This is a genomic window from Bacillus sp. BPN334, assembly GCF_008368885.1.
Lineage (GTDB): Bacteria > Bacillota > Bacilli > Bacillales > Bacillaceae_G > Bacillus_A > Bacillus_A wiedmannii.
This window is the reverse complement of sequence record NZ_QOZW01000020.1, coordinates 23,771-44,053: the sequence shown is the minus strand read 5'-3', so window position 1 is coordinate 44,053 and position 20,283 is coordinate 23,771. Positions and strand designations below refer to the sequence as shown.

Annotated in this window: 3 protein-coding genes; all 3 read left to right on the top strand. The window is 32.6% G+C overall.

Features of this window, described 5'->3' with window-relative positions; genetic code table 11:
* The first annotated feature begins 18 nt into the window (after positions 1 to 18).
* Genes DN393_RS26855 through DN393_RS26845 form a run of 3 tightly spaced genes read left to right on the top strand, consistent with a single transcriptional unit; the run spans position 19 to position 19,917 of the window.
* Complete coding sequence (locus tag DN393_RS26855) at positions 19 to 4,503, top strand: non-ribosomal peptide synthetase (protein ID WP_149174116.1); 4,485 nt, start codon at positions 19 to 21, stop codon at positions 4,501 to 4,503.
* A 23-nt stretch (positions 4,504 to 4,526) separates the two neighbouring features.
* Positions 4,527 to 7,694: a cyclic peptide export ABC transporter gene (locus DN393_RS26850; protein ID WP_149174115.1), complete on the top strand. Its 3,168-nt coding sequence runs from the start codon at positions 4,527 to 4,529 to the stop codon at positions 7,692 to 7,694.
* The gene (locus tag DN393_RS26845; RefSeq protein WP_149174146.1) at positions 7,678 to 19,917 is read left to right on the top strand and encodes a non-ribosomal peptide synthetase; all 12,240 of its coding nucleotides are present in this window, start codon (positions 7,678 to 7,680) and stop codon (positions 19,915 to 19,917) included. The genes DN393_RS26850 and DN393_RS26845 overlap by 17 nt, the downstream gene beginning before the upstream one ends.
* The last annotated feature ends 366 nt before the right edge of the window (positions 19,918 to 20,283 follow it).

Genomic DNA, 20,283 nt, shown 5'->3' with positions numbered 1-20,283 from the left:
ATATAAAGTGGTGATAATTTGAAGTATAGAGAATATTTTTCACTAACTCATCCTCAACAAAGGATTTGGTATATGGAGAAAATTAATCCTCATCAGCCATTGCATAATATTGGGGGAACAGTAAAGATACAAGGAGAAGTGGATTTTGTTTGTCTTGAGAAAGCAATTAATTATTTTATAAAAAAAAATGATGGAATCAGGCATCGATTTGTAGAATCGGATGAGAAGGTTCATCAATATGTGGAGGAATATCATAAATATCAAGTTCGATATACTATTTTTAATAGTCAGAACGATTTAGATGCCTGGGTTCAGCAGGAAGCTGCAAAACCTTTCGATATCAATGAACAAGACTTATTTGATTTTGCTTTGTTCAAGTTACAAGATACTAAAGAAGGGGGATATTTCGTTAAGGTCCATCATATTATTTCTGATGGTTGGTCTATGAATCTTTTAACTGAACAGATTTGTAATGCATACACTCAAATTTTGAAAGGTGAAAAAATAACAGATCAGCTTAATAGTACCTATATGTATTGCCTTGAGAAGGAAGAATCCTATTTAACTTCAAAAAGATTTATGAAGGATAAAAATTTTTGGAATGAGAAGTTTAGTAAGCTCCCAATTGTGAAGCGGAAGAACGAAGTAGATTGTGCAAAGGCAAATAGAAAAACATATTCTTTAACAAGTAATCAATCGGATGAAATTAAACAATTTGCTACTGGCATAAATGTTTCTGTGTACGCATTCTTTGTTGCCCTATATTATATTTACTTAAATAAAGTAAATGGGCAGGATGATTTAATTATTGGAATGCCTGTGCTTAATCGAGCGGGGAAAAATGAAAAAAATATTGTGGGGATGTTAACAAGTACTATGCCATTTCGTCATACTGTTGATAGTAAAATGACAGTCTTAGATTTTATAAAAAGCATTAATCGTGAATTGGTTCGCTGTTATTATCATCAAAAATATCCATATGATGTATTGGTGAAAGATTTGGAATTAAAGAAAAAGGGATACGGTGATTTATTTGATACATGTATTAACTATTACAATACAAAACTTCCTACTGAAATTAATGGTACACCAATAGAAAATGAAGAATTTTACAATAGGAATCAGATTTATTCAATTCAATTGATTATTCGAGAATGGTCTAGATTAGGAGGATTTAATCTAGATATAGATTATAAGGATCATATGTATACAGAAAAGCAAATTGAACAAATGTATCTTGGAATCAGTCATTTACTGAATCAGATGTTGGAGTCGCCTAATAAAAAGTTGATGGAATTAGAAATTTTACCAGAAGATATGTGGGATAAGTTGGTATATGAATTTAATGCAACGAATAGGGAGTATCCAAAGGACAAGACAATCCATCAGCTTTTTGAAGAACAAGTAGAAAGGACACCAGATAGAGTTGCGATTTGCCTGGAAGATAAGGAACTTACGTATCGTGAATTGAATGATAGATCTAATCAATTAGCGAGATATATATTAAAGAAAAATGTAACAAAAGGTACAGTAATAGGAATATCAACTACGCATTCTCTAGAAACAATTATTGGAATTTTAGGAATTTTAAAAGCAGGAGCGGTATATTTACCTATTGATCCACAATATCCATCTGAACGGGTCAATTATATGCTGCAAGATTCAGATATCAATATTCTGTTCACTAATTTTGATATTTCGCATCAATGGGATCTTTCTTTGTATGCGGTTGAGGTTATCCATATAAATGCAGCTCATATTTATATGGGAGATACTTCTAATATTAAAAATAGAAGTGAGCCGACTGACCTTGCTTACATCATATATACATCGGGTTCTACGGGAAACCCTAAAGGTACAATGATTGAACAGAAAGGATTGGTTAATTATATTTCTTGGGCAAATCAAGTATATGTAGGCGCAAGTGAAAATGAAGTTTTCCCATTGTATTCATCTCTTGCTTTTGATCTTACTGTTACAACTATATTTACCCCATTAATTAGTGGTAATCAGATTATTATTTATCCTGCTGATGCAAACGAATATGTATTATATAGGATATTTAAAGAAAAAAAAGCAAGTATTATTAAATTAACTCCATCTCACCTTTCTTTATTGAAAGATTCAGACTTTTTAGGGTGTTCAATTAAAAAAATTATTGTTGGTGGAGAAAATTTAACAGTAGACCTTGCCGCAAACATACAGAAAAAGTTAGGTAGAGAAACAAAAATATATAATGAATATGGGCCCACAGAAACAGTTGTAGGATGTATGATTCATCAATTCGATATTGAAAAAGATAAAGGGGTATCTGTCCCTATTGGTGTACCTGCACAAAATATGAAAATATATGTGTTGGACTCCGATCTTCGCCCAGTACCAATGGGAGTTGTTGGAGAAATTTATATTTCTGGGGAAGGTGTTGCAAGAGGATATTTTAACAATCAGGATTTAACAAGAGAGAGATTTATTGTAAATCCATATTCGGCAAAAGAGCAGATGTATAAATCGGGTGATTTAGCTAGATTTATTGAAGGAGATAAGATTGAGTATTTGGGAAGGAAAGATGATCAAGTAAAAGTTCGTGGGTTCCGCATAGAACTAAAAGAAATCGAAATAAACTTGCAAAAATATCCGAGCATTAAGGAAGTGGTAGTGATTGATCAAGAGGATTATGATGGAAACCGCTATCTTTGTGCCTACTATACTGAGAATGCTAAGGTGAAGACATCCGAACTATTTAGATTCTTAAAAGAGATCTTACCAGTTTATATGATTCCTTCGTATTTTATTGTGTTGAAAGAAATACCGTTGACGTTTAACGGAAAGCTGGATAGAGAGGCCTTGCCGAAACCTGAAGTTAAAATAGAGAAAAAAACTGAAGGTGAGATAGAAAGTGATTTAGTAGGTATTATACGTGAAGTATTAAATGTTGAAAAAGTAAGTATAAGAGACAACTTCTATCATCTAGGCGGGGATTCCATTAAAGCAATTCAAATTTCTTCTAAGATACGTGAGAAAGGAATTAAAATAAAAACAAAGGATATTTTGGCTAATCCAGTTATTGAAGATATGATTTTATATTTAGAAATGACTAGCACAAAAGAGCAGAAGAGTAATCAACAATGTGTTGGTAGTATTGAAACGATACCATCTATCTCATGGTTTTTTTCGCAAGATTTGAACAATATAAACCATTATACACAGTCAGTGTTAGTCAAAGTAAAGGATGACGTTGAGGTTGGGATACTTGAATCGGCATTTAACTTATTAGTTTGTCATCACGACGCTTTTCGCTTGAGTTACCGGATGGAAACGAAGGAATTATTTTATAATCAAAATAATTACAATAAAAAAATAAAAATAGAATCATTTGATTTATCTGAATTATCAAAAATAGAGCAAAGTATTCGTATTGCTAGTATTGGAGAAATATTGAAATCGAGCTTTAATATTGAAAATGAAATTCTTCTTAAAGTTTGTATATTTGATTTAGGTGATTTTGGTAAAAGACTATTGATGACAGCTCATCATTTAGCTGTTGATGGTATATCTTGGCGAATTATTTTTGAAGATATAAATCAATTATATAAACAGATAGAAAATAAGCAGAAAACTTCTTTGCCGCCAAAAGATAATTCGGTACAGGATTGGGCAATTGAGTTAAAGAGAATGAGTAAAAAAATTCCAGAATCAGAAAAGCGATACTGGGAGCATGTATATCAATATGAAGAGAATTCATTTCATGATTTTGATTTAGGATTGGATCGTATGGAATTTTGCGAGAAAATGATTAAGAAGTTAACAGAAGAAGAAACTATGCAGCTGTTACAAAAAGCAAATGAAGCTTATCGAACAAAAGGTAATGAACTAATGATTATAGCGCTATCATTGGTAATGGCTAAGTATATTAAAACAAATGATGTGATTATTGAAATTGAAGGGCATGGGCGTGAAGAATTAAATGATGAAATTGATGTATCGCGAACTATTGGATGGTTTACGAGTCTATTTCCAATTCGGTTACAATTTGAGGATGTAGATATATCACAACAAATTAAACAATTAAAAGAGCAATTGCGTAGCGTTCCAAGTAAAGGTCTAAATTATGGAGTTTTAAAGTATATTTCGAAGGAATTAAGTTCCGAATCTCGAAAATATGTTCGTTTTAACTATTTAGGTGATTTTAATGCTACATTTTCCAATGGAATTTTTGAATTTGCGTATGAAAATTCCGGTCAAGATAACAGCAATAAAAATGAGATGGATTGTTTGCTAGATATCGTTGCGTATACAGTAGATAAAAAGTTGAATTTGTCGATTACGTATAGCAAAAACAAATTTAAACAAGAAACAATATCGCAATTTTTCATGGAGTATATGAATCAATTGAGAGATTTGATTCAACATTGTTGTCAGAGAAAACATGCTGAATTCACCCCATCTGATTTTGAAACGGCAAACCTCTCGAGTGAAGATCTTGAAAATATATTTAATATATGATATTAGAGAGGAGTCATTCAATCATGATGAGAGTAAAAATTGTTTTGATTACCCTTGTAATATTATTAAATGTACAGATGCTATTTGGGATTCAAATAGCAAATGCAGAGAATGATAGAATGTTTACGGAAAACGATAAAGAACAACTAGACTCGCTTATAAAAAAACAAATGCAAGAAGCCAAAATTCCTGGAATGTCAGTGATAGTAGTCAAAGGTGATCAAGCTGTATATAAAAAAAGTTTTGGCTATTCAAATCTTGAGACAAAGCAACGTGTAACGGAAAAAACATTATTTGAAATCGGTTCGAATAGTAAGGCGTTTACAGCTCTCGCAATATATCAACTTGTTCAAAAGGGGTTAATTGATTTAAAGGACCCTGTTAGCAAATATTTGCAGTGGTTTCAAATGATATATGAAGGTAATTATAAAGGACAACAACTTAATAAAAATGTTGAAATAACTCTTGAACAGCTTTTATATCATACGAGTGGGATCCCTTTTCATACCATTGGGGACATACCTATCTCAAATGACAATGATGCGTTGGAAAATACAGTTAGAGAAATATTAAATCAAAAATTGGAGACATATCCAGGAGAGCAATTCAATTATGCCAGTATTAACTACGATATTCTAGGATTAGTTATACAAAAAGTTACCAATCAATCTTTTGAACAATACGTTCAGAATAGTATATTAAACCAATTTAATATGAGTAATACTTTTTTGTTTAGAAAAGATGTCGCTAAATATGATATGTCAAAGGGATATAAAATAGGTTTTTTAAAGCCTATAGAGTTTAATGCACCTATTTATCGAGGAAATACACCCGCAGGTTATTTTATCTCAAATAATGAAGACATGGAAAAGTGGCTTCGTATGCAGCTTGGGATATATGGACTAAATGATGATCAGCAAAAGGCAATTTATAGTACACATATACCAAACAGATCAGTTCCACCATCTGAGGATGGCTCTTCTTATGCCGGAGGGTGGCAAGTTTTTCAAAATGGTCCTGGTGAAATATCACATGCAGGAAGTAATCCGAATTTCTCTTCTTTCGTTGTATTTCATCCTCAAGAGAAGTTAGGAGTTGCGGTGATGGCTAACATGAACTCCGATTACACTCAAAATATTGGCCAGGCTATTATGGACACACTTGTGGGAGAGAGTGTGGTGACAAACGGTAAAGATACGTATAAGAGTATTGATGCCTTTTCTGTTACTGTACTTTTGTTTATGGTTCCTTTTTCAATTATTACTCTATACTTCATTTTCATAGTTATGATTCAGGTGTATAAGAAAAAAAGGAAGTTGGAAAAAAATAAATTTAAAAGTATTTGTATTCCCTTTATAACGTTTCTATTTGCGTTCTTAGCTGGGTATGCCCTTTATAAAATTCCATTTGTATTTTTCGGGAGACTTTCTTGGGATTTTGTTAATGTTTGGTTACCTATCAGTATGAGTTTTGCGGTATGGGCTACTTTAATTAGTATTGTACTGTTCTGCCTATATTTATCTTTAATAACTGTTTTTCCTTTGCATAATAAGAAAAATTTTTTTCCGATTTTTGTGTTGAGTGTAACCAGTGGTTTTGGAAATGCGATGATTATTTTTATTATTAATGAAGCTTTAACTAGAAGTAATTATTCAAGCAACAATAGTTTGTTTTTATATTTTTTGCTAGGAATTATTACTTATGTATTAGCGCAAAAATTGGTACGGACGCAGTTGATTACCATTACGAATAATCTGATTTATGAAAAAAGAATCCAGTTAATTAACGATATATTAAAAAATCCTTATGAAAAAATTGAAAAAATAGAGTCAGAAAGAATTCAAACCACCTTAAATAATGATACAGAAGCTATCAGTAATTATGCTGCCACCATCATTACTGGTTTGACTGATTCAATTACACTTTTATGTTGTTTGGTTTATTTGGGAGTAATTAATGTTTATGGACTGCTTGTTTCTATTGCAGTTATTTTGGTTGCAGCAGGTATGTATTATGTAGCTGGAAAATCAGCTAATAATCTTTGGGAACAAACAAGAAACATCCAAAACACTTTTTTTAGATATATAAACGATCTCATTGGCGGTTATAAAGAGTTAAGCATAGGAAAGTCAAAACGAGAAGAGTTTGGACAAGGGATGCAAGAGAGCTGTGAGGATTATAAGGATAAGCGGATTCAAGGTGGTCTTAAGTTTGCTAATGTTTTTATTATTGGTGAATTGCTGTTTGTTATGGTAATTGGGGCTGTTACATTTTTATTTCCGCTTTTATTTAAAGGGGTACAGAGTGAGTTTTTAAGAAGCTATGTTTTTGTTTTTCTTTATATGACAGGACCTCTACATAGTATACTCAATACGATCCCTAATGCGATTCAAATGAAAATTAGTTGGAAGAGAATAAATGATTTTTCAAGGTATTTAAAAACCGAAACTAATAAGACAGACGTAAACAGTACTTTGATACCTCAAAGTAAAATAAACATGGAGATTAAAGAGGTAGTATATCAATACGAAAGTGAACATGGAGAAGCTTTTCAAGTTGGGCCAATTAATTTTGAACTTAAATCAGGAGAGGTTGTATTTATAACCGGTGGCAATGGTAGTGGTAAATCAACTCTTGCTAAACTAATTACAGGTTTATATTCTGCAAATAGCGGAAACATATTTGTTAACAATCAAGAAATAAATCAGGAACAGTTAAGAGAGCTATATTCCGCAATATTTAGTGATTTTTATTTGTTTACAAAAGTCTATGGTATTGACTATAGCTCAAAGGAAGAAGAAATAAAAAAATATTTGAAAATATTACGTATCGATGAAAAAGTACAAATTCAAAATGGAGAATTTAGTACAACTAAACTTTCAACAGGACAACGAAAAAGACTAGCACTATTAATTAGCTATTTAGAGGATAAATCTATTTATCTATTTGATGAATGGGCGGCAGATCAAGACCCTGAATTTAGACATTTTTTCTATACAGAACTATTGGCTGAATTAAAGGAAAAAGGAAAAGCTATCATTGCTATTACTCATGATGATAGGTACTTTCATATCGCGGATAAAGTTATCAAGATGGAAAGAGGAGAAATTATAGAAAATATGAAGAAGCATAATTATTTAGATTCATTTGATTGTCTCAAGGAGGAGCTCAATGATGATAAAATTGGATAAACAAAATTTGGAAGATATTCTTGGTTTAACACCAATGCAGGAAGGGTTGTTATTTCACTACTTAAAAAATCCTCAAAGTGATGAGTATTTTGAACAGATATGTTTGGGGATTTTAGGTAGTGTTGATGCAGGATTGTTTACGAAAGCTTGGGACGCGGTTGTCCAAACAAATGAGCAGTTACGTACACTATTTCGTTGGGAAAAAGTGAAAACTCCTGTTCAAATAGTATTGAAAGAACATACCCCTCATATTAAAATAATTGATCTTACACACAAGAGTGAAAGTGAAAAAAATATTTTACTAGAAGAGATAAAAGTTAAAGATCGTGAAAAAAAGTTTGATCTTCAAGAAATACCATTTAGGGTTACTTTGTGCATATTAGCAGAAGAAAGACATGAAATGATTATAAGTAATCATCATATTATATATGATGGCTGGAGTAATGGAATTATTTTAAAAGAATTCCTAAACGCATATCGATGCCTTAGTGAATCAGAAACTTACAATCTGCCTACTAAAAAAAAATATAAAGATTTTATTAAATATATTCAAAAACAGGATAAAGAAAGGCAGAAAGTATTTTGGCAAGAGTATTTAAAAGGATTTAACTCGCAAAATAGTTTGGAAGTAACAAAAAAGAAACATAAATCAATTCGAAAAGATCATCAGTATCGCATTCAATTTTCAAGGGATAAGTTGGAAGGATTTGCGAAGGGAAATGAAGTTACTCTTGCCGCCCTTGTTTATAGTTTATGGGGAATTGTGCTACAAAAGAATCATAATATCGATGACATTATTTTTGGCGCAACTATTTCGGGTAGAGCAGGAACATTTAATGGGATTGAAGAAATGGTAGGCCTATTTATAAATACAGTTCCATTAAGAGTTAAAAAGGATTCTGGCGAAACATCTATAGAACTTATCAAAAAGTTAAATAAGACATTGCAGGATTGGGAATTGTATGGGACATCATCTTTAGTAGATATAAAAAAATATAGTGAATTGGATACGGAAATCGATCTTTTTGATACTATTGTTGTTTTTGAAAACTACCCTTTAGATCAGACGATACTGACAAACAAAAATAGAATCGCTTTGAACTCATATTCCACCTTTGAAATGACTAATTATGGCTTATCTATTAGTATAAGTTTGCACAAAGATATTGAGATATGTTTCAGTTACAACGAACAATTATATGAATCATCTAAAATTGAGCGTTTAGCTCAACATTTTACTAAAATTGCAGAAGCAGTCATAAAAAATCCTCATAAAAAAATAGAAGAGATTGATATCGTATCTATTGAAGAGAAAAAACAAATCCTTTTGGAATTTAATAATACTCGTAAAACATATTCACATCAGTTGACGATTAGTCAGTTGTTTGAGCAACAAGCGATGAAAACCCCGGATAATGTTGCGATTGTATATAAAAATAGGACTATGACTTATGAAGAATTAAATAACATATCCAATAACTTATCAAATGAACTGCTTAGAAAAGGAGTGAAAAAGGGTGAGATTATTGGAATCATGACGGATCCATCAATTGAAATGCTAATAGGGATAATTGCTATTTTAAAAGTCGGAGCTGCATACTTGCCAATTGATCCAGAATATCCAGAGTCAAGGAAAATGTATATGATACAGGATAGTCAAACAAAGTTCATATTGACCAGTAAGGATGTAATTAATAAAAACGACTATGTAATTGGAAAATTCAACAATGATTGTGTTTTTATATTGGATAATAGTAGAAAATTTTCGGGTGAGACTCTTCTACCGAAAGTAAACCTTAGTCCGAATGATTTATTTACGGTTTTGTATACTTCAGGTACTACAGGAAAACCTAAAGGTGTAATGATAGAAAATCGAAATGTTGTTAATCTTGTTCAGTGGTTTGGAAAAACATTTAATATAACGGAAAAAACAAATCTATTACAACTAACAAATTATGTGTTTGATCCGAGTATTGAGGATTTTTTCGGTACATTACTTTATGGAGCGACATTACATATAGCCGAAAAGAATTTAATTTTAAATAAGAAGCATTTTTGTGATTATGTTGATCAACATGAAATTCATATTATTAATTTCATACCGACTGTATTAAAAGAATTATTATGTCATGATCGCAAATTACAGAGTTTACACACAGTTATTTCAGGGGGAGAAAGACTAGAAGAATCATTAAAAGATGCACTGATTGATAGAGGATATAAATTATATAATAATTATGGTCCAGCAGAAACAACAGTGGATGCTTTAAGTGTTGAATGTTCAGAAAATGCCGTCTCTTTAGGGCGGCCGATTTCAAATGTTAGATGTTATATATTAGATAAAGATAAAAATATTAGTCCAATAGGTGTTCCTGGTGAGTTGTATATTGCTGGGGACGGTGTAGGAAGAGGGTATTTGAATCTACCAGAATTTACAAATGAAAAATTTATGAATGATCCCTTTAATCCAAATGATCGTATGTATAAAACAGGGGACTTAGGAAGATGGCTTCCAAACGGAGAAATCGAGTTTCTTGGAAGAGAGGATCATCAGGTGAAAATCAGAGGGTATCGGATTGAACTTTCAGAAATTCATAATTTAATATTAAAAAGGAACTACATTGAAGATGTTGCTGTAATTGATTGGGAAATTAATAATGGGAAAAAAGTTATCTGTGCATATATCGTTTCCCATGTTCAGGTTAACATGGAGGAACTTAAGGGATTTTTAGCAAAAGAATTACCAGATTATATGCTTCCATCATACTATATTCAGCTAGAGAGTCTGCCCTTAACTTCAATAGGAAAGCTTGATCGAAGGAACTTACCGGCTCCTCAAATTCATACTTATAAAGGTTACGTTGCTCCAAAAAATAAAGTTCAAGAAGAACTAGTAGAGGTATGGTCTGCAGTATTGGGTCTACATCAGGGGGAAATTGGTATACATGATAACTTCTTCGAGTTGGGAGGAGACTCAATTTTAAGTATTCAAATAGTAGGTAAAGCGCTTCAAAAGGGTATAGAGATTACCGTGAGTCAGATGTTTGAGAACCAAACGATAGCAGAACTGGCGGATTGTATTGCAGATATTAAAGAAAGCTATAGTGAAGATCAAATAGAAGAACCTGAGACTGGAGAAGTGCTTCTTACACCGATTCAAAAGTGGTTTTTTGAGCAAGATTTGGAAAATTATCATCATTGGAATCAATCTGTGCTATTGGAAACACGAGCAGGTATAAATCCGAATTTGTTGCATGAAAGTTTTCGTATACTTACAAATTATCATGATAGTTTTAGGCTCCGTTATTATCAAAGGGCTGGAGAATGGATTCAAGTTTATTCAGAGTCCGATGAGAATGTGTTATTTGAATTACATGATTTTAATAATAGTCATATGCATGAAATTTTATCAAAATTGCAGTATGAATTAAATATTACAGATGGTCCATTAATTAAAGTTGCATATTTTGATTCTGGGGATCAGGAAAAAGGAAGGTTGTTTATAACAGTACATCATCTTGTAATAGACGGATATTCATGGAGACTTATGCTGGACACTCTACAGATGATATATGAACAGCTTACAAATAGTGGATCTGTTCAACTTCCAGTGAAAGGCCTCTCTTTTAAAAAATGGTCTGAGCATCTCTATGAATATGCTTATTCCAATCAATTAAAAGATGAACTTGCTTTTTGGAAGAACAATGTCTCTTCTTCTGTAAATACTATACCTATTGACATGGAAGGGGGGAGAAATGATGAAAAATCTGCTCGTACACTTTCTTTTATGTTGACGGAGAAAGAAACAAAGTATTTACTGCATGACACGTATCAATTATTTAAAATGAGAATTGATGATATTCTGCTTTCCGCACTTTCTAGTACATTAGCAAATTGGAGTGGTGAAACACTAGTTGATTTGGAGGGCCATGGTAGGAATCCTTTGTTAAAAGAGTACGACACTTCAAGAACTATAGGATGGTTTACTTGTGTATATCCTATTGTTATGGGCGACATTGAAAAAGAGAAGGGCATAGCAGAAATATTGAAGCAAGTAAAAGAGCGGTATCGTGCTATACCAAATGGTGGAATTGGTTATGAAATTTTATATTACTTAGCAGAGAAAGAGATGCGAGGGCAAATTTCGTCTAGGAAAAGGGCACAAATAAGCTTTAATTATTTAGGACAGTTCGAACAAGCAATTAAAAAACAGCAGTTATTTAATATATCGGATGTGAATACAGGACCAACCCGTGATTTGAATGGAATTAGAAGTCACTTGCTTGAAATTGAATGTATGATCGTTGATAAAAAATTATGTGTAGAATGGAAATATAGTACGAATAGTCATTTAGTTGAAACCATTCAAGGCTTGGCAAAGGACTTCGTCAACAATTTGAAGGATATAATTGACCACTGTCAAACAAAAGAAGGTACATATTTGACGCCTTCAGATTTCCCACTTGTCTCCATAGATCAAAAGAAAATTGATGAATGGCTTGAGGTATATAAAAATATAGAAGATATATACATGCTTTCACCTGTACAACAAAGTATGGTTTTTCATCATATCTATTCACCAAAATCGTCAGTAACTGTGGAGCAAACAATATTTTCAATAAAATCAAAACTAGATATTGAGATATTTGAAAAGGTTTGGCAAAAACTTTTAGATAGACATGAAAGTTTAAGAACATCATATCATTGGGAAGGACTAGAAGAACCTGTACAGATTGTTCATAAAAATCTGAAAATCCCTTTTCAAGTTTTAGATTGGACAAATGTTTCGAAATCTGAAGGATTGCAAAAGTTAGAACAACTTATTGAGGAAGATCGTAAGAAGGGATTCGACCTTTCAAAACCACCACTTATGAGAATTTTGGTCATTAAGCAAGACGAGTATGCCTATGATGTAGTATGGACGCATCATCACCTTCAGTTAGATGGTTGGTGTAATAGCATCCTCTTTAAGGAACTGGGTCAGTGTTATGAAGCGTTATGCGTTGACGAAAAGATAACATTTGGACATGTATATCCATTTAAAGATTATATCGACTGGTTACGTAGGCAAGACAAGAAGAAAGCGGAACAATTTTGGAGAACCGAGTTAGATGGATTTAAAACACCTATACGATTCAATAATATTTTTCCTGCAAAAAATTCAAATCAGTTATCTGCTTTTGGAGATGTAGTATACGAAGTGTCTGAAGACAAACAGCAGATAATTCAAGACTTTACTAGAAAGAATCGGATTACACTAAATACTATGATTCAGGGGGCTTGGGCAATTCTTTTAAATCGCTACTCCCAAGAAACAGATATTATTTTTGGGGTAACTTCATCAGGGCGTCCAGCTGAGTTAGAAGGTTCGGATTCAATAATTGGTTGCTTTATGAATACTCTTCCTTTTAGGGTAAAGATAAATAAAAATGTAAATTTGATTAAATGGCTTAAAGATGTACAACTGAAGCAGGTTGAAATGCGTCAATATGAATATACCTCACTCGTTGATATAAGAAGTTGGATTGATATGCCAAGAAGCTCTGCCTTATATGATTTGTATGAGAGTATTGTAATTGTTGAAAACTATCCATTCGATGTGAAATTGAAAGACGGAATTGGTTCATTACAAGTGAAATCAGTACGTATAGATGAACAAATGGATTATCCTTTGGTTGTTTATTGTAATCTACAACCAAAGCTTCAATTGAAGCTACTATTCAATAGTTCCTTTTTAAATGAAACAGAAGCAAATCAGATACTTTCACATTTAATCAATATTTTGTGGGAAATGCTTGTTAGCGAAGATGGTAAGTTAGAGAATATCTCAATGATTTCTGAGAAAGAACTTACACATATTTTAAGTGATAATAATTCTACTTCATTGGATTATCCTAAGAATCAATGTTTCCAGGATTTATTTACTGATCAAGTAAAATTAAATTTAAACAAACCTGCTGTTATACAGGGGAATGAAAGTGTATCTTACACAGAATTAGATATACTTTCAAACCAGTTAGCGCATAAGCTCATTAAATTAGGAGTAGGGCCTGAAATACCTGTGGGAGTGTATGTTGAACGTTCACCTAAAATGATTGTAGGAATTTTAGCTGTTTTAAAAGCTGGTGGAGCTTTTCTACCTATAGATATGGATTATCCTGGCGAAAGAATAAATTTGATGTTGAAAGATGCCCAAGTACCTATATTACTCACCCAAAATAATTTACAGTCGAAGATTAGAGATTATCAGGGGCATACTGTTTGTCTTGATATAGAATGGGATTCAGTGCTCGAAGAACCAAAAAACCAACCGAGTGTTAGAATTGAACCCCAGAATTTGGCATATATCATCTATACTTCGGGTTCTACTGGTCGACCAAAAGGTGTAATGATGTCTCATGAAGCAGTTGTAAGCCACTCCATTGATATTTGCAAACGTTATGAGCTGACACCGGAGGATCGTGTTCTTCAGTTTTCTTCGATAAGTTTTGATATTTCACTTGAACAAATTTTTACAACACTAGCTGCAGGAAGTTCTCTTGTTTTGCGTGATAAGAATATATGGACTCCTTATCAGTTTTCTCAGAAATGTGTTGAACTTGGACTCTCAGTTGTTAATCTACCTACAAATTATTGGGGCGAAATTGTACAAGAATGGTATACAAGACCAGAAATAATTCCAGATAGTAACCTCAGACTCGTCATAGTTGGTGGGGAACAAATGCCAGCGGAGAAAGTAGGGATGTGGGAACAGTTACCTTTAGAAGATATTATTTTGTTAAATGCATATGGACCTGCTGAAACGGCGATGACAAGTACTTTATATGAAGTGTCTGGAAAAGGAACTAAAAGTGCCGACTTAAAAGTTATTCCCGTGGGAAAACCACTTGCTAACAGGCGCATTTATATCCTTGATGAGAACATGCACCCTTTGCCGATTGGAGTGAAGGGGGAAATATTCATAGGTGGCATACCTTTAGCTAGAGGTTATATTAACAATTCTAAGTTGACGAAGGATAAGTTTATTCGAGATCCGTATTATCATAATTATGGAAAAATGCTTTATAAAACAGGAGATATGGGGAAATTACTTTGCGATGGTAACATTGAGGTTCTGGGGCGGAAGGATGACCAAACAAAAATACGAGGGCATCGAATTGATATAGGAGAGATTGAAGTTGTGTTAAACAAATGTGATAACATAAAAAACTCTATAGTTGTCGTGAAGAATGGAGTAGCAAATGATAAGTATCTTGTTGCATTCTATGATTCCCCCTCGCATGGTACAAATAATCAATGCAGTATAAGGGGGTTTTTGCGGAAGAAACTTCCTGAATATATGATTCCTTCTTATTTTATTCAACTAGGAAGTCTTCCGCTCAGTCCGAATGGAAAAATTGATCGGAAGTCCCTAGAAAATATGGAGATTAAAGTAGAGTTTGATGAAGAGTATCAAAAACCTTATAATACGATACAACAAAAACTTGTAAGTATTTGGAGAAAGATACTGGGAATTGATGGTGTAGGTATTAATCATCATTTCTTTGAAATTGGGGGACAATCATTAAAAGCAATAACACTTGTTTCTGAAATTCATAGGGAATTTGAAGTTGAACTTCCACTTGGAAATATATTTGCATTTCCTACTATTAAGGAATTGGCTGTAATCATTGAAGAAATGATGGGGAAAAAAGAAACATATGAAGCGATTCGTTTAGCACCACCACAGGAGTATTATGAAGTCTCTCCAGCACAAAAAAGTATGTATATTGTTAGTCAATTGAATGATGCATCTACAAACTATAATATTACCGGAGCAGTATTTCTTGAAGGGGAAGTTAATATAGTACAGATAGAAAAGGCATTGCAAGCTTTAATTAATCGCCATGAAAGTTTGCGAACATCATTTAAACAAGTACAAGGGAAAATAGTTCAAAAAATCCATCAAAATCCTGAATGGAATATGCAACACTTGTATGCAGATGAACAAAATTTTGAGAGTGTTGTTGAAACATTTATTAGACCATTTGATTTAGAGAAAGGGCCCTTGTTCAGAGCAGCAATTGTGGAGGTGCTACCATCATCGAAATATTTGCTTGTTTATGATATGCACCATATTATATCCGATGGTTTATCAATGGGAATTTTAATTAGAGAGTTTGCATCTCTTTATCAAAAAAATAATTTGCCAGACGTAAGAATTCAATACAAAGATTTTTCAAACTGGCAAAACAAAATGATAGAATCCGGGAACTGGAAACTAAAAGAACTGTACTGGCTTGAAATATTTTCAAAAGAAATACCATTACTCAATTTACCAACTGATTATCCAAGATTAGATGAGCCAATGTCTGAAGGTGATGTAGTTCAAGTTAATTTGGATGCATATTATACATCTAAATTAAATGAAATCTCAAGCCGAAAAGGAGCTACTCTGTACTCATTATTACTTTCGGCATTCAATATACTATTGTTTAAATATAGCGGACAAGAAGACATTATAATTGGAAGCCCGGTAGCAGGAAGACTGAATTCTGAATTAGAGAATGTGGTAGGTATGTTTGTTAATACACTTGCGCTCAGAAATTATCCTACTTCAGAGAAACGGTTTGAGGATTTTTTGAAAGAAGTTGCAAGCCACACACTTCAAGCTCTCGAACATCAGGAGTATTCATTTGAGATGCTCGTTGATAAGCTACAATTGCAAAAAAATGTGAATCGTCATCCTCTGTTTGATGTGATGTTTGCTTTTGAAAATGTTGATGCAGTAAGGGCGGAAATAGGTGATTTTGAAATTAAACCGTACGAGTATACGAATCGTACATCTAAATTTGATTTAGAGCTGAAAGTAACTGAGCAGAATGGACAACTTCGTTTTATATTTGAATATAGTACAGGTTTGTTCCGTAAAGAGACGATTGAACGAATGGCGGAACATTTCGTTAAAATTATTGATACTATCATAGAGGACATTACTATTCCAATTGAGGAAATTGATCTAGTAACCATGATAGAAAAAAATAGAATAGGTGTTTTTAATAATACTGATACTTTGTATCCAGAAGAAAAAACGATTAAACGTATATTTGAAGAACTGGTGGAAAAACATCCGAATCGTACTGCTGTAGTGTTTGGACAGAGAACGATAACTTATAAGGAATTAAATGATAAAGCAAATCAATTAGCTAAACACTTGATAAAGAAGGGGGCAGGAAGTGATACAGTAATCGCTTTATTAGCTGAGCCTTCTATTGAAATGATCATTGGACTATGGAGTATTATTAAAAGCGGGGCAATTTATTTACCTCTTGATCCGGAGTTTCCATTAGAACGAATAAATAGCATGATTGAAGACAGTGATACAATTCTTCTTTTGACCCAGTCTCACTTAGTAACTTCTAATGATTTTACTTGTGAGGTTATGGAATTGGAAGATAAGAGCTTATTTTTTGAATGTCCTTCAAATATAGAGGAAAGAAGTACAGTTGATAATCCAATATATATTATTTATACATCTGGTACCACTGGGCTCCCAAAAGGGGTACCGATTAAGAATCAAAGCTTGGTAAATTATATTTCATGGTTCACACGAGAAGCAAGTATAACGCATAGGGATAAAACACTACTATTATCTTCCTTCGCATTTGATTTAGGATATACAAGTTTGTATACAGCTTTATTAAATGGGTGTGAGTTACATTTAATTCCAAAAGAACATTATATGCTCCCAGAAACCCTTATCACATATTTGAAAGAGAAAAAGATCAGTTATATAAAACTGACTCCTTCACTATTTAATTATTTAGTTAACCATCGTATGGTTGAAGATTATGAGAATTGCATGGCGCTAAGGTTAATCGTATTGGGCGGTGAAGAAGTGAAGTCAGCTGATATTAGTAAGTTTAATAGGGTGTATCCGCAAACTGTAATTATGAATCACTATGGACCTACAGAAACTACTATTGGCGCTCTATTTCATAAATTTAATGCTACTGATTTTGACCTTGTATCCAAGGGAACGGTTATTGGAAAACCAGTAGATAACACGAAAATATTCATTTTGGATAGAGGTCAAAAACTTGTTCCACTTGGAATGGCTGGTGAAATTTGTATTGGGGGAGTAGGAGTGACAGAAGGTTATTTGAATCAAATTGATTTAAATAGCGAAAAGTTTATTACGGTTTCACCTTTGGGACATGAAAAAATCAAACTCTATAGAACGGGAGACTTAGGGAGGCTCACATGCCATCAAGAAGTAGAATTTCTCGGAAGAATCGACAATCAATTAAAAATTCGAGGATATAGAGTGGAGTTAGAAGAAATAAATTCAGTACTGTTGCAACATGATATGATACTTGATGCAATTGTTGTTCCAAAAAAAGATAAAGAAAATAATAATATACTATGTGCTTATATTGTGTTGAAAGAGAATGAGAATGGGTGGGGAATAAGGGAATACCTTTCAAGTAAGATTCCTTACTACATGATGCCCTCTATCTTTATTAAGTTAGATAGAATTCCTTTGACTCCAAATGGTAAGCTAAATGTTAAAGCACTCCCAGAAATTAAGGATGAATTATTGATAAAAACTAATTATGAACTGCCTGAGGATCCAATTGAAAAAACTGTTGCACAAATGTGGGAAGAAACTCTTAATGTTAAGCAAATTAGTATGAATGACTCGTTTTTTGAAATGGGTGGAAACTCATTGTCGTTAATGCTTTTAATGGCAGAAATTCATAAAAAGTTTAGTGTAGATATATCGTTAAGAGAAGCGTTTAAAGCACCAACAGTAAGAGGTATAAGTAAGCATATAAAGAAAAGATCTGAAAATAAGTATGTGTCATTACAACCTGTGGAAAAGTGCGAATATTACGACCTTTCTTCAGCCCAGAAAAGGATATACACACTACAACAGATGGAGGGGATTGGAACTAGTTACAATATGCCAAGAGCAACCTTACTAGAAGGTGAAATCAATCTGGATAAATTGGAAAAAGCTTTTTGTGAGATTGTAAAGAGACATGAGGCATTTCAAACATCTATTGAAGTAGTAGATGGTGTGCCTAAACAACGAATTCAGGGAGACGTGGATATAGAAATTAGTTATTCTGTTTTAGATGAACATTTATGTTCTAATCTATCAAGGAAGCTGAATGTCGAACTGGAAAATATAATTGATGAATTTATTGAACCTTTTGACTTAAGTAAAGCACCTTTAGTAAGAGTTAAGATCATTCGCTTAAGTAGTCATAAACATGTGCTTTTAACAGATATGCATCATTTGATTTCAGATGGATATTCAGTCAATATTTTACTGCAGGAGTTATCGGAATTATATCAAGGAAAACTGTTACAGGAAAACCCTATTCAATATAAAGAATTCGTTTATTGGCAGAATGAGTTTTTAAAGACAAGTGCTGCAAGTATACAAGAAAAATATTGGTTAGATGTACTTTCAGGGGATCTTCCAGTATTAGATATGCCTACGGATTTTCCTAGACCAATTATACAAAGTTTTGAAGGAAATAGTTTTATTTTTGAAGGAGGAAATGAATTAAAGCAACGTTTAGACAATTTAAGTTTAGAAACAGATACGACATTGTACATGATTTTGTCTGCAGCTTATAGTATTTTGTTATCAAAATGTTCCTCGCAGCACGATATAATTGTAGGAATGCCTATTTTAGGGCGGACACATTCTGATTTGAAAAATATCATTGGTATGTTTGCAAATACTATTGCAATTAGAAGTTTCCCTATGGAGAAAAAAAGCTTTACAGAATTTTTGTCAGAGATTAAAGAACAGCTAATTAAAGCGTATGATAATCAAGATTATCAGTTTGATATGATTATTGATAAGTTAAAAATTAAGAGAGACTTAGGGAGAAACCCTATATTTTCTACAATGTTAGCTTTTCAAGAATCTCAAATCAATGAAAGTATAATGGGGAATTTGAAAATGACGCCTGTTGAATATAGAAATAAAATTTCGAAATTTGATTTAACCTTATTTGTAGAAAAAGGAAAAAAAGAGTTGTTTTTTGAATTTGAATATGCGAGTAGTTTGTATAAAATGGAAACCATTAAAAAATTAGCGGAGAATTTTTTAGGTATCTTAGACGCGATTAGCTCAAATAAGGAAATAAAATTAGAAAATATTAAGATTGAAGGGTTAGTAATCGAGAATACAGAAATTGAAAATGTCAAATTTAATTTTTAAGCTAGATAAGATATTTTTTATTGAGGCTATTCCTAATGCGATACTTTAGGAATAGCTGTTTTATGTAAATGGATTCTTTAAATATATATGAAAAATAAAAGGATATATTGTATAGAAAAGATTGGCTTTTAATTATAATTAAAACGATGATATAGAAGTAGCGATATAAAGGGAGCCCTCTATCATGGAGAGACTTAAAGAAGTGTTTTGGGGATAGCGGTATCGCAGTAGTACTATATGTTTTTACGAAAAGGTGTTACGTAATAACGTAACACCTTTTTATTTATGTATTTCACATTTTCTTCACAAATGATTCACGATAACTTTTCTTCTTCAGGAACTTACATAAATATATTTTATGATATA

Bases quoted from the DNA above. Each gene is read 5' to 3' on its own strand.
- DN393_RS26850 (WP_149174115.1), top strand. From the start codon at position 4,527: ATGATGAGAGTAAAAATTGTTTTGATTACCCTTGTAATATTATTAAAT.
- DN393_RS26845 (WP_149174146.1), top strand. From the start codon at position 7,678: ATGATAAAATTGGATAAACAAAATTTGGAAGATATTCTTGGTTTAACA.